Below are 25925 nucleotides of genomic sequence, written 5' to 3' on the forward strand. Positions count from 1 at the left end.
TGGCAATGCAGTCTGCGGTCAGTTCGTGGCGACCTTCGCCTTGTCCTTGTCCTGATCCTTCAATTGGCTCCAGGCGTTCTGCTGGGCAAGCATCTGGCGCAGATAGGCGACGTTGGCCTGCGCCTGTTCGGGCGACAGCTCCTGCGAGGCGATCTTCTCGGCTTCGTCGAAGCGGCCCTGCAGGCCGACGACCAGCGCGAGGTTCTGTCGCACCCTGCTGTCGGCGCCGGGCTGCTGCGCGGCGGAGCGCATATAGGTTTCCGCCGTGCGCAGGTCGCCTTCGAGCACATAAGACATGCCGAGATTGGACAGCACCGAAGGCTCGTTCGGCTTCAGTTCCAGCGCCTTGCGATAGTCCTGCCGCGCTTCGTCTTTCTGTCCCATCTGGTCGAGAATGGCCGCTTCCGCCGACACCAGCTTCCAGTCCGGATATTCGGGCGTCTGCGCGCGCCGCACGGCATCGAGGGCCGGTTCGAACTGGCCGTTGGCGGCGAGCGCCTTGCCATAGGCCGCAAGCACCTCGCGATCCTTGGGATAGGCGATCGCCAGCTTGCGCATCACCGCCAAAGACTGGTCGGCATCGCCGTCCATCTGCAGCGCCGCCGCGAAATTCATCGCGACGCGCTTGTCGCCCGGATTGCGGGCATAGGACTGGCCGAGCCTGGACGTGGCGGTACGCAATTCGCCGGACGACATCGTTTCCAGCGGCCTGCTGTCGGAGCGGGAGATGGAGCCCGTGGTGAACTTGCTGGTGCTGCCGCAACCCGCCACGCTGGCCGCCAGCGCCGCCATGAAAGCCGTGGTGATCAGACGCTTGGCTGTAAGGTTCAACGCTTCGGTCGGCATCGGCGCCCGGTCTCCATTCCTGTGCGACCATTGGCTGGCCGTCTTCCCTCCGGCAGAAATATTCTGTTAACCCTAACGGACCGTTAAGAAGCGCCGACTCGAACTGTTCGGCCGGAGATCATCGCATGCCTGTCGAACTCGTCGAACAGAGGCCGGAAGCCGCCTTGCCTGTCTATCTGGTGGCGAAGGACGCCCTTGAAGCCGCGGCACTGCCGCCCTCCGCCGTCGCCTGGGCAAGAGCCAACGGTTTTTCCGGCGAGGCAGGGCGCACGCTGGTCCTGCCGGGCGAGGGTGGCGGGCTTGCCGGCGCGCTGTTCGGGACAGGCGATGGCGAAAGCGTTCTTGCCCTCGGCGCGCTCGCAAGGGCGTTGCCAGAAGGCGACTGGCATTTCGCATCGCGCCCGGCGCAACCCGATCTCGCGGCGCTCGCGCTTGTCCTCGGCGGCTATGTCTTTACTCGTTACGGCAAGAAGCCCGGCAAGACTTTGCGCTTCGCGCTTCCGGAGGGCACCGACGCGGCGCATGTCCGCAGTATCGCCGACAGCGTGTTCCTGACACGCGACCTCGTCAACACGCCGACCAGCGACCTCGGTCCGGTCGAACTGGAAGAAGCCGCCCGAAAACTGGCGACCGCCCACGGCGCCGATATCTCCGTGATCCATGGCGACGATCTCCTGATGCGGAATTTCCCGATGATCCACGCCGTCGGCCGGGCCTCCACCGGCGCGCCGCGGCTGATCGACATGAGCTGGGGACGTAGCGACGCGCCGAAGGTGACGCTGGTCGGCAAGGGCGTCTGCTTCGACACTGGCGGCCTCGACATCAAGCCGTCGTCGGGCATGCTTTTGATGAAGAAGGACATGGGCGGCGCCGCCAACGTGCTGGGCCTCGCCGCCATGATCATGGCGGCGAGACTGAATGTCCGGCTGCGCGTGCTGATCCCCGCCGTCGAGAATTCGATCGCCGGCAATGCCTTCCGGCCCGGCGACGTGCTCAGGAGCCGCAAGGGCATCACGGTCGAAATCGGCAACACGGACGCCGAAGGCAGGCTGATCCTGGCCGATGCTCTGGCGCTGGCCGACGAGGAGCAGCCCGCTTTGCTGGTCGACATGGCGACGCTGACTGGAGCCGCCCGCGTCGCGCTGGGGCCCGATCTGCCGCCTTTCTACACCAACGACGAGACGCTTGCCGCCGACTTGGGCGCGGCGTCGGTCGCGGTCGAGGATCCACTGTGGCGCATGCCTTTGTGGCGGCCCTACGATGCAAAGCTTTCCTCGAAGATCGCCGAAATCAACAATGTGACGACGGACGGCTTTGCCGGATCGATCACCGCCGCGCTTTTCCTCAAGCGCTTCGTCGAGAAGACCGACAGCTGGGCGCATTTCGACATCTTCGCCTGGAACCCGGCCGACCGACCCTACGGCCTGACCGGCGGCGAAGCCCAAGGCATTCGTGCGCTGGAGCGGATAATCACGCAGCGATTTGCCTGAGCCGGAAGACAAAGCGGCAGATCGTCACTGAAACGGAACCGAAACAATTTGCCGGCATGCTTGGGCGATGTCGATCTCGATGCGCCCGAGCCAGGCCTTGCGACTGTGGCAGCAGGTGATGCTGGCCCAGGTGCGCGACGGCGAGCCCGATCTCACCATGCGCCAGACGGCTATCCTGTTCACCATCTATCTCGATCCGCCGCCCCATACGGTGCGCGGGCTGGCCGCCAAGCTCAACGTCACCAAACCGGTCATCACCCGGGCGCTGGACACGATGGGCGCGCTGAAGCTGGTCTCGCGCCACCGCGACGAGCTCGACAAGCGCAACGTGCTGATCCGGCGCACGGTGGAAGGCGCGCTCTTTGTCGAGCGCTTCGGCGATGGTATCGTCGCCAGGGCGCACGAACTGCCCATCTGACCTCATTGCCCCATCTGGGTTCACTGCTGATTTGACTGGATTATCGATTTGACCGTCAGGGATGCCCGCCTTCATGCTTTCCGCTCCGACCTTGCCGATGCGAGGCTGAAGGGCGAGGTCGCCGCCGACCGCTTCGTCACCGGCCGCCCGGCGCGGATCACGGCGTCGGTCGCCGACCTGCGCAGCGCGCCGCGCCCCGACGCGGGCGTCAACACGCAGGCGCTGTTCGGCGACGACGTGCTCGTCTTCGAGGACGCGGAAGGCTGGGCCTGGGTGCAGGCCGAGCGCGACGGCTATGTCGGCTATGTGGCCGACAATCTGCTTGGGGCGCGCGAACATGCGCCCACGCATATTGTTTCCGTGCCGCGCACCTTCCTTTATCCGGGCCCCGATCTGCGTTTTCCAATCGGCGGACTGCTGTCGATGGGCTCGACGGTGACGGTAACCGGCTCGGCCGAAACGCGCGGCACGAATTACGCGCTGCTGCCCTCCGGCCAGGCGATCATCGCCCGCCATTTGCGATCGATTGCCGAGCTGGCGGAGGACTACGTCACGGTCGCCGAGAGCTTCCTCGGCACGCCTTATCTCTGGGGCGGCGTCTCGGGCTTCGGCATCGACTGTTCCGGCCTCGTCCAACTGGCAATGCGCATGACGGGCAAGGATGTCCTGCGCGACGCCGACATGCAGGCGGCGTCGATCGGCACGCCGTTCGAGCCGGGTCCGGACTATTCAGGTCTCCGGCGCGGCGATCTCGTCTTCTGGAAAGGCCACGTCGCGATCATGACCGGCGAAAAAGACATGATCCACGCCAACGGCCACACCATGCTGGTCTCGCGCGAAGGCCTTAAAGAGGCGGTCGACCGCATCGGCTATCTCTATGGCGGCCCGACGGGGTTCAGGAGGCCGTAGCGCCTTTACCTCTCCCCTTCTCCCCTTGTGGGAGAAGGTGGATCGGCGCGCAGCGCCGAGACGGATGAGGGGTGCTGGACGGATCGCTACGTTGAAGAGCTAAGCTTCTTTAGCACCTCTATCTAGTGGCACTTCACAGGGATTTTGACCGGTCGGCTCTGTTTGGGTTGGCAGGTGGCATGCTTTGGAGATTGGCCGAAAACGCCATCGCGATCGTCATTCCAGGGCGGAGCAGGAGCGAAGCTCCGTCGCGAAGACCCTGGAATCCATGCCGTTACCTTCGCCAAGGCGTGCAACGGAGCAAAATTCGGCACCGAGGCGGCGCTTCCAAGTCACGGAATGGATTCTATGGTCTGCGCGCGTCGCTGCGCTCCTTGCTCCGCCATAGAATGACGAGGTTGGGGCGGCTTCAACCAATCCCCGGCGTTTGCGCTGATTTCACGGCAATGAACGTAAATCTTGCCCTAAGACAAACGCCAACCTTTCAAAATCCCTGTGTCGGAGAACTAGTCAGGTCTCGTTTCTTCCAGCACCCCTCATCCGTCTCGGCGCTAGCGCGCCGATCCACCTTCTCCCACAAGGGGAGAAGGAAAAGGGCGCTGATCCCCTTTTGTTCCGATTTTCCTTGGCGATTGCTTGCCGCCGCGCTACGTCTTGCGCGTGACCGAGCAGCCGCGCCTTGCCGAGCAAAATGCCGCCATCCTGCTGCCTGAGCCATTCGTCAGATGGTTCGGCGAGAAGGGCTGGTCGCCGCGCGTCCATCAGCTCGAGCTGCTGGCGAAGGCTCAAAGCGGCCAGTCGGTGCTGCTGATCGCGCCGACCGGCGCCGGCAAGACGTTGGCCGGCTTCCTGCCGTCGCTGACCGAGCTGGCCAACCGTCCGAAGCGAAAGCCGGGCGAAGCCCGCCGCGGCATCCACACACTCTACATCTCGCCGCTCAAGGCGTTGGCCGTCGACATCGAGCGCAATCTCGGCAAGCCGGTCGAGGAGATCGGCTTACCTGTCACCATCGAGACGCGCACCGGCGACACGCCTTCGCACAAGCGCCAGCGGCAGAAACTGGCGCCGCCCGACATATTGCTGACCACGCCAGAACAGCTCGCTTTGCTGATCGCTTCGAACGACGCCAAGCGCTTCTTCGAGGATCTGCGTTATGTCGTGCTCGACGAGCTCCATTCGCTTGTCACCTCGAAGCGCGGCCATCTGCTGGCGCTCGGCCTTGCGCGCTTGCGCGCCTTTGTGCCCGGGTTGCAAACCATAGGCCTGTCGGCCACGGTGGCCGAGCCTGACGAGTTGCGGCGCTGGCTGGTAAGCCAGGCTTCTCCCGGCGCCATGTCGGAGCTCATAGTCGTTACCGGTGGTGCGAAGCCCGACATCTCCATCCTCGATTCAGAAGAACGGGTGCCATGGGCGGGACATTCGGCCCGCTACGCGACGCCGGAAATCTACCGGGAGATCAAACGCCACAAGACGACCCTGCTGTTCGTCAACACCCGCAGCCAGGCCGAGCTGCTGTTCCAGGAGCTATGGCGCGTCAATGAAGACACTTTGCCGATCGCGCTCCATCACGGATCGCTGGATGTCGCCCAGCGCCGCCGCGTCGAGAAGGCGATGGGCGAAAATGCGTTGCGCGCCATCGTCGCCACCTCGACGCTGGACCTCGGCATCGACTGGGGCGATGTAGATCTGGTTGTGCATGTCGGCGCACCGAAAGGAGCGAGCCGCCTGGCGCAGCGCATCGGTCGCGCCAACCATCGCATGGATGAGCCATCGAAAGCGATCCTGATCCCAGCGAACCGCTTCGAGGTGCTGGAATGCCGGGCGGCGCTCGATGCCAATTATCTCGGCGCCCAGGACACGCCACCGCTGGTCAATGGCGGGCTCGACGTACTGGCCCAGCATGCGCTGGGCTGCGCCTGCGGGGCGCCGTTCCATGCCGATACGCTGTTCGATGAAGTAAGGACGGCTGCGCCTTATGCCAGCCTGGACAGGCCGACATTCGACCGGGTCATCGACTTCGTCGCCACGGGCGGCTACGCGCTGAGAAATTATGAGCGCTATGCCCGCATCCGGCAGACCAAAGAAGGCTTGTGGCGGATTTCAAATCCGGCCGTCGCCCAGCAATACAGGCTCAATGTCGGCACCATCATCGAAGTGCCGGCGCTCAATGTGCGTTACGTCCAGGCCGGCAGCAGAGGGGCGGCCTCGCGCGGCGGCAGGGTGCTGGGAAAGATCGAGGAAGCGTTTCTGGAGACTTTGACCCACGGCGACACCTTCATGTTCGGTGGCAAGATCCTGCGCTTCGAAGGCATTCGCGAGAACGAGTGCTTCGTCTCGAATGCGCCCGGCAGTGACGCGAAAGTGCCCTATTATGGCGGCGGCAAATTCCCGCTTTCGACCTATCTCGCCGAGCAGGTGCGGGCCATGCTCGATGACCCGCAACGCTGGAAGAAACTGCCCGAGCAGGTGTCGGATTGGCTGCGGTTTCAGGCGGACAAGTCCGTTTTGCCGAAACGCGATGATCTGCTGATCGAGACTTTTCCACGCGGCAACCGCTATTACCTCGTGGCCTATCCGTTTGAGGGCAGGCTTGCGCATCAGACACTCGGCATGCTGCTCACCCGCCGGCTGGATCGGGCGGGAGCCAAGCCGGTCGGCTTCGTCGCCACCGATTATGCGCTAGCCATCTGGTCGCTGGCCGACATGGGCTGGATGTTCAGGAACAGAAAACCGTCGCTGGCCACGCTGTTCGATCAAGACATGCTGGGCGATGACCTCGAAGCCTGGTTTGCCGACAGCTGGCTGCTTAAGCGCACCTTCCGCAACTGCGCGCTGATTTCCGGGTTGATCGAAAAACGCCATCCCGGCAAAGAGAAAAGCGGCCGCCAGGTGACCGTCTCGACCGACCTGATCTATGACGTGCTGCGCAGCCATGAACCCGACCATATTCTGCTGCAGGCTACCCGCACGGATGCCGCGACCGGGTTGCTCGATGTCAGCAGACTTGCCGAGATGCTCTCGCGCATCCGCGGTCGAATCATGCATAAGAATCTCGAACAGATATCGCCGCTCGCCGTGCCGATTATGCTCGAAATCGGCAAAATGCCGGTGAATGGCGAGGCGGACGAAACGCTGCTGATGGATGCCGCCACCCTCGTCAAAGAGGCCATGGGGCCCGAAATGACAGACTGAAAGAAGGCCTGGGAGGGGATGAATTTTTTGCTGTCGCGCGCAACGCTGATCGCCGAGGCCGACCCTGTCGGCATCGCCGGCGAGCGCGCGGTCTGCGATCGGCGCGGCGTGCTCTATTTCCCCGATCTGCGGCTGCTCGCGGTCTCCGATCTGCATCTCGAAAAAGGCTCATCCTTCGCCAGGCGCGGCGCGCTGATCCCGCCCTATGATACCGGCGCCACCTTGCTGCGGCTTCAGGCGGTGATCACCGACTACCAGCCGCGGATCGTCGTCAGCCTGGGCGATTCCTTCCACGACGGCGGCGGTGCTGAGCGCATGCATCAGAGTTTCCGCGAGCACCTGGAGGCGATGATGGCCGGCCGCGATTGGTTCTGGGTCGCCGGCAACCACGACCCGGATGCGCCAGCCGACCTGCCGGGAGAGACCGTGCGGGAACTAGCCATCGGCTCGCTGCTCTTCCGCCACGAGCCGTCGAAGCTGCGGGTCGAAGGCGAGATCGCCGGCCATCTCCACCCTTGCGCGCGCATTGTCCAGCGCGGCCGCTCGGTCAGGCGGCGCTGCTTTGCCGGCGACGGCGGCCGCATGATCATGCCGGCCTTCGGCGCCTACACCGGCTCGCTCAACGTTCTCGACCGCGCCTATGCCGGCCTGTTCCGGCTGGAAACGCTGATGGCTTACATGCTCGGTGCCGAGCGCATCTTCGCCATTTCCGGCTCGATGCTGAGGCCGGGCTGAAACTTATTCCCTGCCGTAATAAAGCGTGACCGTATGCTTCGCCTCGGCGAAGAACAGCCAGCGCTCGACCAGCATGCCGGCAAGCTGCGCGACGGCTGCAAGCACGGATGCGACCGCGCCCAACGGCCATGGCAGGAAGAACACGGCAGCCAGCAGGATGGAGGGCACGGCAAAGGCCAGCACCTGCGTGATCCGCCGCAGCTTGGCGCTATGCTTGCGCGCGATGCGGAATCCCATTTCCTTCAGCAGATAGTTTTCTTCCGTGTGCGGCCACTCGATCGAACGCACCATGCCGCCGGAGAGTCCGGTCGCTGTGTTGGCGGTGGTCGGGATCTCCAGCCGGTCATTGTAGCGCCAGGTCGCAAGCTTCCAGCCCCAGCCGGCGAGCGTCGCAAGCAGAGGCCAGATCGGCATCGCCGTTGAACCCAGCTTGAATCCCTGGAGCAAGGCGTTGGCGAGAACGCTTCCCGTCATCGCCGCGAAGATGAGATAGGCCGGCAAAGTATAGCGGCTGTGCCACTGCGCGACCGGCTTCAGCGAAGCATAGATCATGCCGGTCGTGCAGATTGTCATGACCGCGCCTGCCGCCGCCAGCAGGCCGGCGACCGCCACCCAGCCGCCGCTCTTGCCGAGCAACACCCAGCCGATGCCGAACAGCCCGGCGGGGATGAAGGTGACGACCGACGCCACGCCTTCGCGCGACAGCCACGAACTGCGCCATTGCGAGAAAGCGCGCCAAGCTCGCTCAGGGCGGCCAAGATGGCCGGTCGAGGACAACAGGCCGCCCGCGACCAGGCCGAGCGCCAGCCCCATGCCGACAAGGCCAAGCCAGAAATCGGCCGGGATCACGCCAAATCCGCCAAGCAGGCCGAGCAGTGCCAGCAGGCCGTAGCCGGCGCCTGTGGCAGTGGTGAAGAAGACGACCGAGAAGGCGGGATGCATGATCAGTTCGAAAGCATGCGGTCGATCCAGCCGAGGAAACCTCCCTCGGCCCGGATCGGCTCCAGCGCCGGCGCGTCCATCTTCGCCGCGCGTTGGCTGCGGGCGCGCGGCGGCAGATATCTGTTGGTCGGCTGGTAGCCGAGCTCCGGCATCAGCGCGACGCCGCCACGCTCCTCGACAAGCTGCGAGATCGCGGAGGCCGGATCGCCCAGATCGTCGAAATGCCGGGCGCCGGTCGGGCAGGCGGCGACGCAGGCCGGCACGCGGTCTTCCGCTGCCAGATTGTCGTTGTAGATGCGGTCGACGCACAGCGTGCATTTCTTCATCACGCCGACATCGGTATCGAGCTCGCGCGCGCCATAAGGACAGGCCCAGCTGCACAATTTGCAGCCGATGCACTTGTCCTCGTCGACCAGCACGATGCCGTCCGAGGCGCGTTTGTAGGAGGCACCGGTCGGGCAGACGGTGACGCAGGCCGGCTGCTCGCAATGCAGGCAGGAGCGCGGGAAGTTCACCGTGCGACCGCCTTGTTCCGTCGTGTGCTCGTAACTATGCACCCGGTTGAACCAGACGCCGTCGACATGTCCGCCATAGGGATCGACGTCGGTCAGCGGCGCCATGTGGCCGCCAGTGTTCCACTCCTTGCAGGCGGTGACGCAGGCCTGGCAGCCGACGCAGGTGTCGAGGTCGATGACGAGGCCGAGTTTTTTCTCGGTTCGAGCGGGAAGACAGGTCATTCGGCGGCTTCCCTCTTCATGCGAAACGCGGCGCCGAAGCGAAGCACGTCAGGCGAAGGCTCGAAATGCGGCGGCTGGGCGAAACGCTCGAATTGCGGCTCTGTGAAACCGGCTTCCTCAGGCGCGCATTTGGCGATGCGCACGCGAACGTCGAACCACGCCGCCTGGCCGGTGACCGGATCCGAATTCGAATAGCGCTTGCCGTTGGCGTTCGTCGCAGTCTGGTCGCCGATGATATGGTTGAGCAGGAAGCCGCGATTGCTTTCCGCCGCATCGTCCTTCAGGCCCCAGCTGCCGCGCCGCTTGCCGATCGCGTTCCAGGTCCACACCGTGTCCGGGTTCACGCCGTCGACCAGTTTAATCTGGCCTTTCACCCTTCCGTTGACGCTTTCGATCCACACCCAGTCGTCGTCGGAAAGGCCAAGCTCGGTGGCGGTCTGCCTATGCACGAACAGCCGGTTTTGGCTGGTGATCTGCCGCAGCCACGCATTCTGCGATCCCCAGGAATGGTACATGTGCATCGGCCGCTGCGTCAGCGCATGCAGCGGATATTTTTGCAGGTCGACAGTGTCCTCCTCGAAGGGCGCGTACCAGAAGGGCAGCGGGTCCATATAGGCCTCGATGCGGCCGCGCTCGACCTCCGGCGGCTGCACCTTGCCATGGCCGCGCCCGGCAAGCCTGAACCGCTGCATCGGCTCCGAGTAGAGCTGGAAGACGATAGGCTCGGCCTTGGGAATGAAACCCAACTTGACCGCGAAATCGAGATAGGCGCGGTTGCCCATTTTGTAATAGCGCTGGTCGTCGGAAAAATCGTGGTGCCAGAAGCCGCCATTGTCGATGTAGCGCTGCAACTGGTTGGGGTTGACGTCGCCTCTGCCTATCGAGCCGCCATTCTCTCCGCGCCAGCCGGCTAAAGGGCCGATGCCGGGCGTGCGCTCGTGGTTGACGATGTAGTCGGAATAGTCGCGGTATTTGGCTGAGCCGTCCTCGTCCACGAAGCCCGGCAGGCCAAGCCGCGCGCCGAGCTCGATCAGCACGGACTGGAACGGCCGCACGTCGCGGTCCGGCTGCACGACGGGATGGCGGATGGCGTCGCCCGGACCGTCGGCATGGCTGATCGGCCGGTCGAGCAGGCTGATGCAGTCGTGCCGCTCGAGATAGGTGGTGTCGGGCAGCACCAGGTCGGCGAAAGCCACCGTTTCGGAATGATAGGCGTCGGAATAGATGATGAACGGGATCTTGTAGGCGCCCGCCTCGTCCTTGTCGGTCAGCATACGAATGGTCTCGACCGTATTCATCGACGAGTTCCACGCCATGTTCGACATGTACATCATCAGCGTGTCGATCGGATAAGGATCGCCGGCCCAGGCATTGCGGATCACCGAGTGCATAAGCCCGTGCGCGGCCAGGGGCGCTTCCCAGGAATAGGCTTTGTCGATGCGGGTCGGCCGGCCGGCCTCGTCGACGAGAAGATCGTCCGGGCTGCAGACGAAGCCGAGCGGCATGCCGTCCAGCGGCGTCATCGGCCGAACGTTCTTTCCGCATGGCTTCGGCTCCGGCGGCGCCGGGCGCGGGTAGGGCGGCTTGAAACGGAAACCGCCTGGAACATCGACGGTGCCCAGCAGAACCTGCAGCAGATGGATGGCGCGGCAGGTGTGAAAGCCGTTGGAATGGGCCGAAATACCGCGCATGGCATGCATCGAGACAGGACGGCCCCTGATCGTCTCGTGCCGGCGGCCCGCCCAATCGGTCCAGGCGACCGGCAATTCGATCGTCTGTTCGAAGGCGACATGCGCCAACTCCGCCGCGATGCACCGGATCGTGTCGGCGTCGACACCGCAGCGCTCAGCTACCGCGTCCGGCGAATAGGTCTCATCAAGATAGCGTTCGGCGATGAGCTGGAAGACAGGCACGCAGCGCTGTCCGCCGATCTCATAGCTGCCGGTCAACGCCGGTTTTGCTTCGGGGTCGGTTGCGTTGACCGGTTGCTTGGCCACTCTGTCCCAAGCCAGCGGATTGCCGTCGCCGTCTCGCACGAACAGCCCGTCGTCGGCGGTCCCCGGTTCCTGAACGACCAGCACCGGCGCGTTGGTGTAGCGCAGCAGGTAGTCGAGATCGACGCGGCCGGCCTTGAGCAATTCATGGACAAGCGCCAGCACGAACAGGCCGTCGGTGCCCGGCCTGATGCCGATCCAGTCGTCGGCGATCGCGTTGTACCCGGTGCGGCAGGGGTTGATCGAAACCACCTTGGCGCCGCGAGCCTTGAGCTTGCCGAGACCGATCTTGATCGGGTTGGAATCGTGGTCCTCGGCGACGCCGAACAGCATGAAGTATTTCGTGTTGTCCCAGTCTGGCTCGCCGAACTCCCAGAACGAGCCACCGATCGTATAGAGCCCGCCGGCCGCCATGTTGACCGAGCAGAAGCCGCCATGCGCGGCGAAATTGGGCGTGCCGAACTTCGACGCCCACCAGCCGGTCAGCGATTGCGACTGGTCGCGCCCGGTGAAGAAGGCAAGCTTCCTCGGATCGGTGCGGCGGATCGCCGACAGCCTTTCGGTGGCGATGGTCAGCGCTTCCTCCCACTCGATCTCGCGGAACTCGCCGGAGCCGCGCGGACCTGTGCGCAGCAACGGCTTCTTCAGCCGCGCCGGGCTGTAATGCTGCATGATGCCGGCGCTGCCCTTGCCGCAGATCACGCCCCGGTTGACCGGGTGGTCCTTGTTGCCGTTGATGTAGCGGACCTTGCCGTCCTTGATGTGGACGTCGATGCCGCAGCGGCAGGCGCACATGTAGCAGGTGGTCTTGGCGATGCGGTCGGAGATGCTTGGCGAGGTCTCGACGCCGTCGCCCTCCTCCGGCGCTCGGCTGTCGGCCAGCGGCCGCTGCGAAGGGGCGGAATTGGCGCCGCGCGGCGCGCCGGGAATCATGATCCGCGAACGCTCTTGCCGCTCGCCATCTTGGCCCTCGTCTTGGGACCTGGGCCGCGCATATAGTGGAGCTCGGGATGATAGCGCTCGCCGGCGAGCTGCCGCTTCAGACGGCGGTTCCAATGCGCGAACAAGGATTTGAAGCGCTCGATCATTTCAACCTTTGGCGGAAATGCAGCTAATTTTTTCCAACTTCCGATAAAAACTTAGAACAAAGCCATTGATGCGTCTAACAAGCAGCTCTTGTAATTCCGATCGATTTTCCTTCTTAGTTAGCCCATGACCCTCGATCAGTTGCGCATCTTCGTCGCCGTCGCCGAGCATGGCCACATGACCAAGGCCGCCGAGCGTCTCGGCATCTCGCAGTCGGCGGCGTCGGCCGCCATCCGCGCGCTAGAAAGCCAACACGGCGTTCGCCTGTTCAACCGGGTCGGCCGCAACATCGAGCTGGCTCAGACCGGCCACCGCTTCCTGCCGGAGGCGAAGGCGGTTCTGGATCGCGCCGCGGCGGCCCGCGGCGTGCTGGAGGATGTCTCGCAGACCGTCGCCGGCAGCCTGTCGATCGCGGCCAGCCAGACCATCGCCAGCTACTGGCTGCCGCGTCGCCTGGCGTCCTTCCACGAGGCCTATCCTGCCGTGAAGCTCAGCGTGACGATCGGCAACACCCGGCAGGTCGAGACCAATGTGCTGGACGGCCGCGCCGATTTCGGCCTGGTCGAGGGCCGCACCGAGTCCGACGTCCTGCGCCGCGCCACGGTCGACGAGGATCGCCCGATGCTGGTGGTCGCGCGCTCGCATCCCGAAATTCCGACGACGCGGGCGGGAAACCTCGACATCAGGGCATTGCGCTGGATCATCCGGGAAGGCGGGTCGGGCACCCGCGAGGCGCTGGAGGATTTCGCGCTTAGCCAAGGGGTCCCGCCGGCGGAGCTGCAGATATTCCTTGTCCTGCCCAGCAACGAGGCGGTGCGCCAAGCCGTCGAGGCCGGCGCGGGGGCGACGATCATCTCGGAACTGGTGGTCGCGCGCTCCCTGGCAGAGGGCAGTCTCAGGGCCGTGCCGGTCGAATTGCCGAAGCGCGACTTCGCCATGATCACCCACCGCGACCGCCAGGCCAGCCTCGCGCAGATGGCGCTGAAGGCGCATCTTGGTGGAAAGGCCGGCTGACGTCAGGCCGCACCCGGACCATGTTGTTGAGGCGCTGATCATCGCGAACGCTCGCGATTAGCCGAGGCCTCCGAACGTCGTCATCCACGGGCGGAGCGGAAGCGAAGCGGACGCGTAGACCCGAGGATCCTGTGACCTTCGACGTTGAGTGCAGCGGAGCAGAATTCTGCACCGGAGCAACGCTTCAAAGTCACGGATCCTCGAATCTGCGCGCGTCGCTTCGCTCCTTGCTCCGCCCGTGGATGACGACGTCACGGGCGTTTCGGCCAACCTCCCGGCATGCCGTCGCCACCCGATGGACAACCCCCACAGCTACCGTGCGGCAAAACGCTCACGCATATTTCCGCTGCGCGTCGAGCGCCAGCCCAAGGCCCACCGAGCCGAACATGTCGCCTTCGATGACGGCGGCCTGCGGCACCAGCGACAGGATCCGCCGCTTCGCCAGCGGGATGGCGGTCGAACCGCCGGTAAGGAACACGGCGGTGATGGCCGAGGCGGCAACGCCGGCGTCGGCGATCGTCTGTCGGACCGTTGCCGCCACGCGTTCGATGTCGCCGCCGATCGTCCCCTCGAGGCCGGCGCGCGTGATCTCGGCCGCGAAGCGCGCCCCGGGCAGCGACACCTTCACCTCCGCCGAAGACTGGTCGGTCAGCGCGATCTTGGCCCTTTCGACAAGGCCAGCCATCGCATGGCCATAGCGATGCTCGACAACGTGGATGAAGCGGCCGACGAGGTCGGCCCGCTCGGCCTCGTAGCGGATCTGTCGCAGGTCGTTCATGGCCTTGGCCGTGTAGACGAGGTTGATGCGCTGCCAGGTCGCAAGGTCGATAAAGTAGGCCGCGGGCAGGTTGCGCTTGTGGTCCTTGGTACGCGTCAGATGGCCGAGCTCGGGCATGACATGGGCGATGCTGAGCAGCCGGTCGAAATCGGTGCCGCCGATATGTATGCCCCGGTTGGCGAGGATGTCGGCCTTGCGGTCGCTCGAGCGCGCCCGCTCCGGCGAGACCCGCACGATCGAGAAGTCGGATGTGCCGCCGCCCATGTCGACGATCAGCGCCAGCTCCTCGCGGGAAACCTTCTGCTCGTAATCGAGCGCCGCCGCGATCGGCTCGAACTGGAAGGCGATGTGCTTGAAGCCCTGCGCGCGCGCTGCCTTCTCCAGTTCGCCCTGCGCCTTCGCATCGGCGGCCGCGTCGTCGTCGACGAACTGCACGGGCCTGCCCAGCACGACGTTGTCGACCGGACCGCCTGCGTCTTCTTCCAGCCGTTTCTTGAGATGATCGATGAACAGGCCGACGATGTCGATGAAGCCGATCTGGCGCGCCTTGACGCGCGTCTTTTCGTTGGCGAGCGAGCTGCCGAGAACGCTCTTCAGCGACCGCATCAGACGCCCTTCGATGCTGTCGGTATAGTCGCTGATCGCTCGGCGGCCGAAATAGGTGTAGCCGTCCTCGAAATTGAAGAACACGGCGCTCGGCAGGGTGGGTTGCTCGCCTTCCAGCGCCACCAGTCGCGCCCGGCCGTCGCGGATCACGCCAACGGTGGAATTGGACGTGCCGAAATCGATGCCGCCGAATGCCGATCGCATCGCAGCCTCCTGTCGTTGCCTTGGGGCAGGGATTGTCAACGACGCGAGACGCGCCGTCGTCTGGAAAGCCAAACCGCTCTGCCGAAAATCGAGATGTGTGCTTGTCCCTAGGGCTGGGAGGCGGCGATGTATCGCAAAACCAGGAAAAGGGAAACCCTCTTTTCACCGGAAGATCGGTCTTCCGATTCTTCCCGAAGCATCAATCCTTGCGGAAGATGAGCCGGCCCAGCCAGCCGGTCAGCATGGCGAGCGATATGGCGAACACGCCATAGAGGAAGGAATAGTCATGCGCGACGCGGAAGACCGATTGCTCGAAACCGGATTTGCGGATTTCGAGCTGGGCCGAACTTTCCTTGACGAACATGCCGCTCTTGAACAGGAACGCGCGTGCCTTGTGCGTGCCGACCGGCACGTTGGGCGCAAGCCGCACGGTGGCGCGAAACAAGTTCTGCGACAGGAACTGCACGCCCCCGACATTCTCGCTGTAGAGGCCGGTCGCCGCCTTGCGGTCGCGAAGTGCCGCGGTGAATTCCTCGATGGTTGCCGGGCTGTCGGTCTCGTCGGCGGGTTTCATGTAGAGGTTCTGCGCGCCTAGCGAGAGCTGCTTGTATTTGGCGGGCTCAGCGATGTCCTGCAGCGGCCGCGTCGTCGCGACGGAATAAGAGACCGGCACGTTCTCGAATGTCTCCGAGTCCAGATTGATCCAGACGCCGAGCACGCGGTCCTTGCGCCGGACCACGACCGGCCTCGGCGGCCCTTCGAGCACGACGATCACGTCGTAGCGTCCTTGGCGTGCGACCAGAGGGTCGGGATTTTCCAGCGATCCGAAGATTGTGAGGTCGGCGCCGGAGAAGCCCGCCGTGATGGAAATGGCGTCGGTCGACAGGCCGATCTGGATGCTTTCGGCGGGCGGCGTCTGCGCCGTCGCCGGGGAAAGGGCAAAGAGCATCGACAACGAGACGGCTGCAAATGCTCGTCGTGCCGCCATCAGTAGAGGCCCGCGGCGGTAAGCGAATAGAGATTGGGCGGCGTCACGAAGAGATCGACGGCAAGGCGTATGGCGACGGCCAGCACCAGCATCGCCAAAAGCGCGCGCAATTGCTCGCCGCGCAGCCGCTGGCCGGCCTTGGCGCCATATTGCGCGCCGGCGACGCCGCCGGCCATCAACAGGAAGGCCAGGATCACGTCGACCGTCTGGTTGGTCGTGGCATGCACCAGCGTCGTATAGGCCGAGGTGAAGATGATCTGGAACAGCGAGGTGCCGATAACGACATTGGTCGGCACCTTGAGCAGGTAGATCAGCGCCGGCACCATGATGAAGCCGCCGCCGACGCCCATGATCGACGACAGGAAGCCGATCCCTGCGCCGAGCCCGAGCACCGGGATAACGCTGACGAACAGCTTCGAGGCGCGGAAGCGCATCTTGAACGGCAGCCGGTGGATCCAGTTGTGCTGGCCGGATTTCTTGAGCACGGGTGCGGCGCCGCTGCGGCTGGCGCGCAGCGCGTTGACGCTTTCGACCAGCATCAGCCCGCCGACCGTGCCGAGCAGCACGACGTAGAGCAGCGAGATGAACAGGTCCAACTGGCCGAGCCGGCGCAACAGCGCAAAGACGAAGATACCGGCCGTCGAGCCGACGATGCCGCCGGCCAAAAGCACGCCGCCCAGCTTGAAGTCGAGCGTGCCGCGCTTGAAATGCGAAAGCGCGCCGGAGAAAGAGGAGGCGATGACCTGGTTCGCGCCGGTGGCGACGGCGATTGCCGGCGGGATGTTGTAGAAGATCAGAAGCGGCGTGATCAGGAAGCCGCCGCCGACTCCGAACATGCCCGACAGGAAACCCACCGCGGCGCCCATCGCGAGCAGCACGAAGACGTTGACGGAAATTTCCGCGATCGGGAGATAGATGCCCACCCGTCTGTCTCGATCAGTTTGTCTGTCGGCGTATAGTGCCGTCCCCGGACAGTAAAGCACCGAAAAGCCAATTTTTTCTTGCGCCTGCGCGGCGGCGGGATCAACCCCCGCCGCCGCGCCGAAACAAAAACCATCTCAATCAGTTAACAGGCAAATGTGTGGCAGGGCGTCGCATATGCGACGCGTCCGCCCTTATTTGTGCGCCAAGAGCGCCTTGACGAGCGGCGCGTCAATCTCGCCCGTCGGCTTCATCTTGTTGTCGGTCTGGAAGGCCATGATGGCGTTTTTGGTCTTGCCGCCCATCACGCCGTCGGCGCCGCCGGCATCGTAGCCGTTCTTGTTGAGGATCAGCTGGATGTTCTTCACCGCCTTCTTCATGTCGATGCCGGCGGTCGTCTGCGGCGTGCTGTCCTGCCAGGACTCCGGAACGTCGGCCGAGTTGGCGGCCGCGCTGAGCGGCTTGGCCTTCCACAATTCCGTGGCGGCGCGCGCCCGCTCAAGCTGTTCGGGCCTGAGCGCATTGGCGATCTCGTCGCGCTTGGCGGCGGCGTCCTTGTCGCCGGTCTTGGCGACGAGTGCGAACCACTTGTAGGATTCTTCCAGGTTCTGCTTCATGCCGACGCCCTTGGCGGCCAGGATGCCGAGGTTGAACTGGCTGTCCTTGACGCCGAGGTCGGCGGCTTCCTGGAACCAGTGCGTCGCCGATTCATTGTCGGTCACGCCGTCCGCCGCCATGGCAAACAGCACCGCCAGATTGTGCATGGCGCTGGCATTGCCCTGTTCGGCGGCGAGCTGGTAGTAGGTCTTGGCCTTCTTGATGTCGCGCGCGACGCCGATGCCTTTTTCGTAGAAATTGCCGATGCGGTATTCGGCCGGCGCGAAGCCGAGCTCGGCCGACTGCTCATACCATTTGGCGGCCGCCTTCATGTCTTCCTTCACGCCGCGCGATTCCGCATAGCGCGAGCCGATCTCGAACAGCGCCTTGGCGTCGCCGCCGGCGGCAGCGTCGTGCAGCGCCACCGGACCGATTTCGGAAGGAATATCGAATTTGGCCGCGGCGGCCTGGTTCCCGGCCGTCGGCACGGCGCCCGTCGTATCGGCGGAGGTTGCCGTCGGAGTGCTGGCGGCGGCGCCCTCGGCTGCCGGACTGGCCGTCATGGGGTTCTTGGCCATCGGCTGCATGTCGCCATCCGTGTCCGTCGCGGTGATTGCGGATGCTGCGGCGGGTTCGGGCGGCGTTGTCGAAGCCATGGGAGCCGGCACCGGCTCGGCAGGCGCAGCAAGCGCCACTGGCGCGGGCGCCGGTCCGGCCGGCATGGCTGCGGCATTTTCGGGACTGGTAGACGTAGAAGCGGCCGATGCCGCGTCCTTGACGGGCTCGGCCTGCCTGACGGGCCGGGCCGGGCGGCTTTCGTCCTGTGCGGTTTCCGCGCCGGCTTTTTGCGTGTCGGCTTGCGGGCTGGCGATGGCACTGAGCGAAGCCGTGTCGACCGCCTGCGTGGAGACGATCGGCGCAGGCTGGTTGTTGGCCGTTTCGACGGGATCTGACAGAAAGGCCTTGCCCAGCTGCAGGCCGGCCAGCGCCATCATGATCGCGGCCGCTGCCATCAGGATGGGCTTGCGCCGCGCCTTGAGCAGATCGCCTATCCTCAGCGCCTTCACCGGGCCGGTCATGGTCGATTGCCGCTTCAGCGTGTCGGCTTCCGCGGCGGCGGCCTGGGCCGCACGGCGGGCCGCCGCGATGAAATCCGACTTCGCGGCATCGCCCTCGTTGCGCTTGACCGGCTGGCCGCCGCGCTCGTCGCGCACGCGTTTCATGATGGCGTTGAGGTCCGGCGCGCCGGAACCGGGCTCCAACGGCCGGTTGGCGGCCTTGGGGTCGAGCGGCTCGTCGATGTCGACGCTTGGCACGTCGGCAACCCGCGCCGAACCCGCCAGCGGCGTTGTATCCGCGTCCTTCTTGCCTTTGAAGGCGCGCGCCAGGCCACCGAACATTGATCTCTTGCGGCCCGCCGTCTCGCTCTTGTCGCCAATCGCATCCGGTCCGAGCGCCGCCATGGCCGCTGCGGCCGCGGCCTCGGCCGGCGTGCGCGGCGCGTCTGGCTCATCGCGCATGATCGCCGCCGCACGGCCTTCGAGACCGGCCATGTCCCCCGTTAGCGGCAGCGGCTGGTCGATGTCCATCGAAGGCGCGTCCTGCACCGCGATCTTGCCGCCGCGGCCGCCGCGCTTGCCGGCCGGCTGCGGATCGACCAGCTCGCTGACCGCTTCGCTGGTCTCGTCCGATTCGAGCGAGCCGAGCCTGTCGACGATCTTGAGCAGCGTATCGTGGATCGCCTCGAATGTGCGCGAGTTGCGCTCGTCGGAGCGGCGGGTGAGCGCTTCGAGCGTCTTCAGGTCCTGGGCGAGGCCGGCAACGGCGGTCGCGTTGCTCTGGGCCGTGCTGGACGTCGAGTCCGCAAGCGATCTGACGGCGCTCTCGGCCGCCTCGCGCGCCACGGTCAGGATGGAATCGCGCGTGCCCGCCAGCGACTTCTCGATCTCGTTGAGACGCGGGCTGATGTCCTCGAATTCGGGCAGCGGCGTGCCGGGCTTGGAAAGATGCGCCGACAGGCCGGCGACCTGCGCCTCCAGGCTGCGGATCAGCGCCGGATCGATGCCCGCGACCTGCTGCGCGGACGATTCCAGCCGGCTGGAAATATCCTCGAGCCGGCTTTCCAGCCCGCGGATCGCCGCGTCGTTGGCGGGATCCGGCGTGCGTGTCTCGATGCGCTTGGCCAAAGCGGTGAAGCGGGCGTCGATCACCTCCATGATGCCGGCGCTCTCGTCCTGGCGCATGCGCTGATCGAGCCTGTCCGCGACCTCGTCCAGCCGACGCTCGAGATCGCGAAACAGGATATTGCCCTGTTCCATCGCATCGCCCTGGCGGCGCTCGATTAGCATCGACAGCGCCTCGAAGCGCTGTTCCAGGCCTTGGAAGATATGGTCGGCGTCGGGCATGGCCTGCGCGCGATCCATCTTGTCGGTGATCAAGGCGATCTGCTTGCCGAGCCGCTCCATGGCCTGCTCGGGCACGTCCGCCCTGCCGGCCAACTGGTCCACACGGCTGCTGAGAAGATTGAGGTGATCGATGACTTCCGCGCCGGGCCGCGACTGCGCGACCTCTTCGATCTGCACTGCCAGGGAGGCGATGCGCTTCTCGATTCGGCCGAAGGTCTCGGGGTCGAAGGCATTGGCCTGCGCGGCCACCGTCGAGGCGACGATGGCGCGGGAAATCTCGTCCAGCCGCTCGTCGATCATGGCCAGCGTCTCGCCGCCGCGCATGGTCTGTTGGCCGGCGAAACGGTCGACCGCGCCGGCAAGCGTGCGCACCTTTTCCTCCAGCGAGCGCAGCGAAAGCGATTCCGGCAGGTTGTTGACGGCGCTGCTGATCTGTTCGAGCCGGTCGGTCAGTACCGAAAGGCTCGGGCCTTCCGCGCGCTTGCGCTGATCGGCGTCGACGCGGTCTTCGAAGGCGCTCCAGCGGCGGTCGAAATCGTCCCAGCGGCGGTCCACCTTCTGCACGCTTTCCTCGCGTGCCAGCGTGTCCAGCGCGCCCTTCACCTGTTCCAGTTCCAGCCGCAGCAGGTTGACGCTGCGGTCGTCGCTCTTTTCGGCCAGTGTCTGGATGGCGCCCGAAAGTCGCTCGAATTCGAGGCCGAGCTCGGCGCTGCTCTTATCCGGCAGGCCGTTGGCGCCGCGCTGCATAGCGCGGTCGATGTCCTGGCGAAACGCTTCGAATTCGCGCTGCAGGCCGGCGGTCATCTGGTGGCGCAATTCCTCGCGCAGCCCGCGCAATTCGACGGCGATCTTGCCGACCATGGCGACGCTGTCTTCCTGGCCGCGCACCCGGTCTATGTCACGCGCGATCGCCTGATAGCCCTGGTCGAAGGCGGGCGCGGCGGGCGCCGGATTTTGCGGCGCGCGCGGTTGCGGCCGCTGATACTGTGAGCCAGGATTCTGCGCCGCCGGGTTCTGCTGCGGCCGGTCCAGGGGTCTTTGCGCGGCATAGGTGTCTTCGTACCAGCGCGGCTGGCCGTAAGGCTGCGTGCTTGGATAACGCGGCTCGACCGGCGGCCGCCGCAGGTCGGGGCGATCGGGCATGTCGGCGCGCGTGCGGTCCAGCCGCTGCTCCAGCGTTTCGAGCGAGCGGTTCAGTTCTTCGAGCGAGGCGTGCGGCCGGCGTTGCCTGCCGGCATTGAGTGTATCGAGATAGGACCGCTTGCTGTTCATCGATGCGCCCGTGTTCAGAATGGCCGGCCGGAGGCCGGTCTCCCATTAGCCTGCCGGAAACGAAGCGAGCCGAGCGGTTTTGCTGCGGAGGAAGACGGGCTTCCCGGGTTTTCACCCACGCTTCGAAAACCGTGAAAAATTCTCTACAGGATAAACACGGGTGACCGACATGCGCACATTTCGCCCAACGTGGTAAACAAGGCGTTAACCAAGCTTAAGAAGCCGCGCATAATCGTGAGCCGCCTGACGGGTGCGGCATAAAGCTCCGTTTTGACAACGCCCTTGCGTCACCCTGCGGCTGTCGATATAGGATTGACGTAAACGTAAAAGGTGCGAAGCCGTGCCTCTTGCGATTGACTTGTTGCAACCACGATTGGAAGCACGCCCCCGCTTCCATTCAGGCGACGCTTGGTCCGCGACCGCGATGCCACCAGGGGAAAGCCAGTGACCATGAAACTTGTTTCGCCCGGCGAAGCCGCGGCCAATACCAATGACATCCCGGTCGAAGCCGGCGAGGAATTCGTCCGCATCGGCGAGATGGCCAAGAAATACGGTGTGACGCTGCGCACGCTGCGTTTCTATGAAGACAAGGGCCTGCTCAATCCGCATCGCGACGGCTCGACCCGTCTTTATACGCGCCGCGACAAGGCTCGCCTGAAGCTGATCCTGCTCGGCCGCAAGGTCGGGTTCTCGCTGCGCGACGTCAAGCAGATGATGGATCTCTACGATCCGACCGGCACCAACACCAGGCAGTTGCGGCTGGCCCTCGACAAGTCGGAGAAGCAACTCGCCCGCCTGCAGAAGCAGCGCGCGCTGATCGACGATGCGATCAACGAGCTCAGCGCCTCGATGACACAGGTGCGCCACATGCTGACTGAGCGCACCGCGCCGCAGGCCAGCGCCGCCGGCTGATCGCGCGAGCATTCAATCTCCCAAAAAAGCCGCGTGGCTGTTGCCACGCGGCTTTTTTCTTGGGCTTGCTCAGGACAGCTGCTGCACCGTTGACGCTTTGATGCGCAAGCCGGTCGTGCCGGCGCGTTCAAGAATTGCAAGCAGGCTCCAGAATGCGTCCGGCGAGGCTGTCCCAAAATCCACGGTCAGTTCCCTCGGCCGAACCCAGAGCGAATGGATGATGTTTCCAAGCTCCGCATCGTCCCGGTGACGATCATCGTCCGGATCGAACCAATGCTGGAACCATGTATCCAGCTCATCGTGCGGGGGAGACGCGAGCGTGTGACGGATCACGACATCGTTCCACTGGAGCTGCTCCACCAGCAGCTCCGCACTTCCAATCCGGCCTGAAAACGGCTCGAACCTCACAATGTCGGGCTGAAGCTCGACGGGTTCGATCTGTCCGTCGTTCTTGATGAAGTCGATGCAGCAGAGCTGCCGAAACAGCTCGTCCTGATCGGCGAGCTGGAACTTGACCTCCGCCGTTCCGCGGGAGCAACTTTGCTGCTGTTCCTTCACGAATGACCGGAACTGGTCCAGATAATGAGTCTGGATGGTGATGATGAATGCGGCTGGGTTCATTATGGGAAACTGCCCTGCCATGGAAATGCGGGCAAGGAGAGTTTGACGAAAATTTCTCCCTGCGCTCACCAAAATTTTTTGCGGCCGCGACCAAGTTGACGTTTACGCAAACGTCAATATTTGTTATCGGGACATCGATATTGGCCCGGCCTCCCATCCAGGATGCGGATGGGACTTGCCGGCCGGCCAGGACCAAGGGTGGAGGAAGGCATGACGATCTACAGGGCGCCGATCCAGGACACGCTGTTCGTGCTCAACGATGTGCTGGGCTATCAGCGCTATTCCAATCTTCCCGGCTTCTCGGATGCGACGCCCGACGTGCTCGAGGCGATCCTCGCCGAAGGCGCCAAGCTGGCCGAAAACGTCATGCATCCGCTGAACCGCGTCGGCGACATGGAAGGCTGCGTGCGCCAAGACGACGGCTCGGTAACGACACCGAAGGGCTTCAAGGAGGCCTACGACCAGTATCGAGAAGGCGGCTGGATGGGGCTTGCGGCACCCGTCGAGTTCGGCGGCCAAGGGCTGCCCTACACGGTGCACCAGGCTGTTTCCGAATATATGGTTTCCGCCAACATGGCGCTGATGATGTATCCCGGCCTGACGCAAGGCGCGATCGCGGCCATCGTCACCCACGGCACCGACGAGCAGAAGGCGACATGGCTGCCCAGGCTGATCGAGGGCTCCTGGACCGGCACCATGAACCTGACCGAGCCGCATTGCGGCACCGACCTCGGCCTGCTGCGCACCAAGGCCGTTCCCAACGGCGACGGCAGCTACAGAATCTCCGGCCAGAAGATCTTTATCTCAGCCGGCGAGCACGACATGGCGAACAACATCGTCCACCTGGTGCTTGCCCGCGCCGAGGGCGCGCCGGAAGGCGTCAAGGGCATCTCGCTGTTCATTGTGCCGAAGTTCAAGCTCGATGCCTCGGGCAATCCCGGTGAGAGGAACACCGTCTCCTGCGGCTCGATCGAGGAGAAGATGGGCATCCACGGCAACTCGACCTGCGTCATGAATTATGACGAGGCGGAGGGCACGCTGCTCGGCGAATTGAACGGCGGCTTGAAGGCCATGTTCACGATGATGAACGAGGCCCGCCTCGGCGTCGGCCTGCAGGGGCTTTCGGTCTCCGAGATCGCCTATCAGAACGCCGTCTCCTACGCCAAGGACCGCCTGCAGGGCCGCTCGCTGTCGGGCGTCAAGGCGCCGGACAAGAAGGCTGACCCGATCATCGTCCATCCCGACATCCGCCGCTCGCTGATGACCATGAAGGCCTTCAACGAGGCTGGCCGCGCGCTGGCGCTGTGGACGGCGATCAAGTCCGACGTCGCGCATCGCTCCGGCGACGACAAGGACCGCCAGGCGGCCGACGATTACACCGGCCTGATGACGCCGGTGGTCAAGGGCGTGCTCACCGACAAGGGTTTCGATCATGCGGTGATGGCGCAGCAGGTGTTCGGCGGCCACGGCTACATCGAAGAGCACGGCATGAGCCAATTCGTGCGCGACGCCCGCATCGCCATGATCTATGAAGGCGCCAACGGCGTCCAGGCGCTCGACCTCGTCGGTCGCAAGCTGGCGCAGAATGGCGGTCGCGCCGTGCAGGCCTTCTTCAAGGAAGTCGGCGAGTTTTGCGAGGAAAACCGCGCCGACGAGAAGATGGCGCCCTTCACCAAGGCGCTGAAGAAGGGCCTCAACGACCTGCAGGCGGCCACCATGTGGCTGGTGCAGAACGCCATGGCCAAGCCCGACAATGCCGGTGCGGCCTCGAGCGACTACATGCATCTCTTCGGCCTGGTGGCGCTGGGCTACATGTGGGCGCAGATGGCGAAATCCGCTGAGGCGAAGCTCGCGGACGGCGCCAACGGCGCTGGCGCGTTCTACGACGCCAAGCTCACGACCGCGCGCTTCTTCATGGAGCGCGTCATGCCGGAAACGGCGGCGCGTCTCGCCCGCATATCGAGTGGCGCGGACACGCTGATGGCGCTGCCGGCGGAAGCGTTCTAGGTTTGGCGGGCCGGCACCGCCGGCCCACAAGTGTCGGAACGCGGAGGAAATCGTGGCGACAAATCCAGCCGAAATTCTTGGTCTTCCAAAGCCCGCCTGGGCGGCGGACGAGGTCGGCATGCTCTACGATATGGCCTCGCGCTTCATGGCCGAGGAGATCGCGCCGCGTTACGACGAGTTCGAGAAGAACGAAATGTTCGACCGCGAGAGCTGGCTGAAGGCGGGAGCGGCCGGCTTGCTCTGCGCTTCCATGCCGGAGCAATACGGCGGCTCGGGCGGCACCTTCGCGCATGAGAGCGCCATCATCGAGGCGATCGGCCATGTCGGCGTCGACGGCTTCGGCATCGGCCTGCACAATTCGATCGTAGCACCCTACATCCTGCATTACGGCTCCGAGGAGCAGAAACAGAAATGGTTGCCCAAGCTCGCGACCGGCGAGCTGATCGGCGCCATCGCCATGACGGAGCCCGGCGCCGGCTCCGATCTGCAGGGCGTCAAGACCCGCGCCGAGAAAGACGGCAACCATTACAAGATCAGCGGCTCGAAAACCTTCATCACCAATGGCCAGCTCGCCAATCTGATCATCGTCGTCACCAAGACAGATCCGGACAAGGGCGCCAAGGGCACCTCGTTGATCGTCGTCGAGACCGAGGAGGTCGAGGGCTTCGAGCGCGGCCGCAACCTCGACAAGATCGGGCTGAAGTCGAACGACACGTCCGAGCTGTTCTTCAACGACGTGCGCGTGCCGACCTCAAACCTGCTGGGCCACGAGGAAGGCAAGGGCTTCGTCCAGCTGATGCAGCAATTGCCGCAGGAGCGGCTGCAGATCGGCACCGGGGCGATCGCCATGATCGAGCGGGCGCTGGCGCTGACCATCGACTACGTCAAGGAACGCAAGGCCTTCGGCAAGGCGATCATCGATTTCCAGAACACCCAGTTCAAGCTGGCCGAATTGAAGACCGAGGCCACGATCGGCCGCGTCTTCTACAATGACTGCGTCGCCCGCCATATCGATGGCGGTCTCGACCCGGTGACCGCCTCGATGGCCAAATACTGGCTCAGCGATCTGCAGGGCAAAGTCGTCGACGAATGCCTTCAACTGCACGGCGGCTATGGCTACATGAATGAATATCCGATCGCCCGCATGTACCGCGACGCCCGCGTCCAGCGCATCTACGGCGGCACCAACGAAATCATGAAATTGCTGATCGGGCGTTCTCTCTGAGCGCGGCGGCCGGCAAAGCCAAGGAG

At 64.5% G+C, this 25925-nt stretch carries 18 protein-coding genes; 9 read left to right on the forward strand and 9 right to left on the reverse strand.

What is annotated here, in order from left to right; all coding sequences use genetic code 11:
* Positions 1–18: 18 nt before the first annotated feature.
* On the reverse strand, positions 19–846 hold the full coding sequence (locus FJ419_RS03965) for a tetratricopeptide repeat protein (RefSeq protein WP_140687746.1): 828 nt from the start codon (positions 844–846) through the stop codon (positions 19–21).
* Positions 847–971: 125 nt separating this feature from the next.
* Here FJ419_RS03965 and FJ419_RS03970 point away from each other — a divergent pair, with 125 nt between their 5' ends.
* The 5 genes from FJ419_RS03970 (at position 972) to pdeM (ending at position 7590) form a co-directional block, all read left to right on the forward strand.
* Positions 972–2336, forward strand: coding sequence for a leucyl aminopeptidase family protein (locus tag FJ419_RS03970; protein WP_140687748.1), 1365 nt, complete (start codon positions 972–974; stop codon positions 2334–2336).
* 67 nt (positions 2337–2403) lie between these two features.
* Positions 2404–2754 carry a MarR family winged helix-turn-helix transcriptional regulator gene (locus FJ419_RS03975; RefSeq protein WP_040985896.1) on the forward strand — a complete coding sequence of 117 codons (351 nt, stop codon included), beginning with the start codon at positions 2404–2406 and terminating at the stop codon, positions 2752–2754.
* A 48-nt stretch (positions 2755–2802) separates the two neighbouring features.
* Positions 2803–3663: an NlpC/P60 family protein gene (locus FJ419_RS03980; protein WP_140687751.1), complete on the forward strand. Its 861-nt coding sequence runs from the start codon at positions 2803–2805 to the stop codon at positions 3661–3663.
* Between the two features lie 660 nt (positions 3664–4323).
* Entirely contained in the window at positions 4324–6855 is a 2532-nt protein-coding gene (locus FJ419_RS03985) for a ligase-associated DNA damage response DEXH box helicase (RefSeq protein ID WP_140688141.1), read from the forward strand.
* Positions 6856–6873: 18 nt separating this feature from the next.
* Positions 6874–7590: a ligase-associated DNA damage response endonuclease PdeM gene (pdeM, locus tag FJ419_RS03990; protein ID WP_140687753.1), complete on the forward strand. Its 717-nt coding sequence runs from the start codon at positions 6874–6876 to the stop codon at positions 7588–7590.
* A gap of 3 nt (positions 7591–7593) precedes the next feature.
* Here the strand turns inward: pdeM and FJ419_RS03995 are convergent, their stop codons facing one another.
* Genes FJ419_RS03995 through FJ419_RS04005 form a run of 3 tightly spaced genes read right to left on the reverse strand, consistent with a single transcriptional unit; the run spans position 7594 to position 12196 of the window.
* Positions 7594–8532, reverse strand: a complete 939-nt coding sequence (locus FJ419_RS03995) for a DmsC/YnfH family molybdoenzyme membrane anchor subunit (RefSeq protein ID WP_140687755.1) — start codon at positions 8530–8532, stop codon at positions 7594–7596.
* 2 nt (positions 8533–8534) lie between these two features.
* A complete protein-coding gene (locus tag FJ419_RS04000) occupies positions 8535–9269 on the reverse strand; it encodes a 4Fe-4S dicluster domain-containing protein (RefSeq protein WP_140687757.1) in 735 nt (244 codons plus the stop codon).
* Positions 9266–12196 (reverse strand): molybdopterin oxidoreductase family protein, encoded by a 2931-nt coding sequence (locus FJ419_RS04005; RefSeq protein WP_181170590.1) that lies wholly within the window; start codon positions 12194–12196, stop codon positions 9266–9268. The genes FJ419_RS04000 and FJ419_RS04005 overlap by 4 nt, the downstream gene beginning before the upstream one ends.
* 279 nt (positions 12197–12475) lie before the next feature.
* Here FJ419_RS04005 and FJ419_RS04010 point away from each other — a divergent pair, with 279 nt between their 5' ends.
* Positions 12476–13363: a LysR family transcriptional regulator gene (locus FJ419_RS04010; RefSeq protein WP_140687759.1), complete on the forward strand. Its 888-nt coding sequence runs from the start codon at positions 12476–12478 to the stop codon at positions 13361–13363.
* A 331-nt stretch (positions 13364–13694) separates the two neighbouring features.
* On the opposite strand, the gene FJ419_RS04015 is transcribed toward FJ419_RS04010, so the two are convergent.
* The 4 genes from FJ419_RS04015 to FJ419_RS04030 form a co-directional block, all read right to left on the reverse strand.
* The gene (locus FJ419_RS04015; RefSeq protein WP_140687761.1) at positions 13695–14951 is read right to left on the reverse strand and encodes an Hsp70 family protein; all 1257 of its coding nucleotides are present in this window, start codon (positions 14949–14951) and stop codon (positions 13695–13697) included.
* Positions 14952–15150: 199 nt separating this feature from the next.
* Complete coding sequence (locus FJ419_RS04020) at positions 15151–15939, reverse strand: TIGR02186 family protein (protein ID WP_140542036.1); 789 nt, start codon at positions 15937–15939, stop codon at positions 15151–15153.
* A complete protein-coding gene (locus FJ419_RS04025) occupies positions 15939–16862 on the reverse strand; it encodes a sulfite exporter TauE/SafE family protein (RefSeq protein ID WP_140687763.1) in 924 nt (307 codons plus the stop codon). Before FJ419_RS04025 ends, FJ419_RS04020 begins: the two co-directional genes overlap by 1 nt.
* 192 nt (positions 16863–17054) lie before the next feature.
* Complete coding sequence (locus FJ419_RS04030) at positions 17055–21134, reverse strand: SEL1-like repeat protein (protein ID WP_140687765.1); 4080 nt, start codon at positions 21132–21134, stop codon at positions 17055–17057.
* Between the two features lie 450 nt (positions 21135–21584).
* On the opposite strand from FJ419_RS04030, the gene FJ419_RS04035 reads away from it, so the two are divergent.
* Positions 21585–22046 (forward strand): MerR family DNA-binding transcriptional regulator, encoded by a 462-nt coding sequence (locus tag FJ419_RS04035; protein WP_140542085.1) that lies wholly within the window; start codon positions 21585–21587, stop codon positions 22044–22046.
* A 69-nt stretch (positions 22047–22115) separates the two neighbouring features.
* Here FJ419_RS04035 and FJ419_RS04040 read toward each other — a convergent pair whose 3' ends face one another.
* On the reverse strand, positions 22116–22667 hold the full coding sequence (locus FJ419_RS04040; protein WP_140687767.1) for a hypothetical protein: 552 nt from the start codon (positions 22665–22667) through the stop codon (positions 22116–22118).
* Between the two features lie 210 nt (positions 22668–22877).
* Here FJ419_RS04040 and FJ419_RS04045 point away from each other — a divergent pair, with 210 nt between their 5' ends.
* Both FJ419_RS04045 and FJ419_RS04050 read left to right on the forward strand, forming a co-directional pair.
* A complete protein-coding gene (locus tag FJ419_RS04045) occupies positions 22878–24674 on the forward strand; it encodes an acyl-CoA dehydrogenase (protein WP_140687769.1) in 1797 nt (598 codons plus the stop codon).
* Between the two features lie 52 nt (positions 24675–24726).
* On the forward strand, positions 24727–25899 hold the full coding sequence (locus FJ419_RS04050) for an acyl-CoA dehydrogenase family protein (protein ID WP_140687771.1): 1173 nt from the start codon (positions 24727–24729) through the stop codon (positions 25897–25899).
* Positions 25900–25925 lie beyond the last annotated feature (26 nt).

The sequence above is a fragment of the Mesorhizobium sp. B2-6-2 genome, from assembly GCF_006440615.1.
Lineage (GTDB): Bacteria > Pseudomonadota > Alphaproteobacteria > Rhizobiales > Rhizobiaceae > Mesorhizobium.

Excerpts from the sequence above, each read along its gene's own strand:
- FJ419_RS04035 (WP_140542085.1), top strand. The coding sequence starts at position 21,585 with ATGAAACTTGTTTCGCCCGGCGAAGCCGCGGCCAATACCAATGACATC.
- FJ419_RS04005 (WP_181170590.1), bottom strand. The coding sequence starts at position 12,196 with ATGATTCCCGGCGCGCCGCGCGGCGCCAATTCCGCCCCTTCGCAGCGG.
- FJ419_RS03970 (WP_140687748.1), top strand. The coding sequence starts at position 972 with ATGCCTGTCGAACTCGTCGAACAGAGGCCGGAAGCCGCCTTGCCTGTC.
- FJ419_RS04040 (WP_140687767.1), bottom strand. The coding sequence starts at position 22,667 with ATGAACCCAGCCGCATTCATCATCACCATCCAGACTCATTATCTGGAC.
- pdeM (WP_140687753.1), top strand. The coding sequence starts at position 6,874 with ATGAATTTTTTGCTGTCGCGCGCAACGCTGATCGCCGAGGCCGACCCT.
- FJ419_RS03995 (WP_140687755.1), bottom strand. The coding sequence starts at position 8,532 with ATGCATCCCGCCTTCTCGGTCGTCTTCTTCACCACTGCCACAGGCGCC.
- FJ419_RS04000 (WP_140687757.1), bottom strand. The coding sequence starts at position 9,269 with ATGACCTGTCTTCCCGCTCGAACCGAGAAAAAACTCGGCCTCGTCATC.
- FJ419_RS04010 (WP_140687759.1), top strand. The coding sequence starts at position 12,476 with ATGACCCTCGATCAGTTGCGCATCTTCGTCGCCGTCGCCGAGCATGGC.
- FJ419_RS03975 (WP_040985896.1), top strand. The coding sequence starts at position 2,404 with ATGTCGATCTCGATGCGCCCGAGCCAGGCCTTGCGACTGTGGCAGCAG.
- FJ419_RS04015 (WP_140687761.1), bottom strand. The coding sequence starts at position 14,951 with ATGCGATCGGCATTCGGCGGCATCGATTTCGGCACGTCCAATTCCACC.
- FJ419_RS04020 (WP_140542036.1), bottom strand. The coding sequence starts at position 15,939 with ATGGCGGCACGACGAGCATTTGCAGCCGTCTCGTTGTCGATGCTCTTT.
- FJ419_RS04030 (WP_140687765.1), bottom strand. The coding sequence starts at position 21,134 with ATGAACAGCAAGCGGTCCTATCTCGATACACTCAATGCCGGCAGGCAA.
- FJ419_RS03965 (WP_140687746.1), bottom strand. The coding sequence starts at position 846 with ATGCCGACCGAAGCGTTGAACCTTACAGCCAAGCGTCTGATCACCACG.
- FJ419_RS04045 (WP_140687769.1), top strand. The coding sequence starts at position 22,878 with ATGACGATCTACAGGGCGCCGATCCAGGACACGCTGTTCGTGCTCAAC.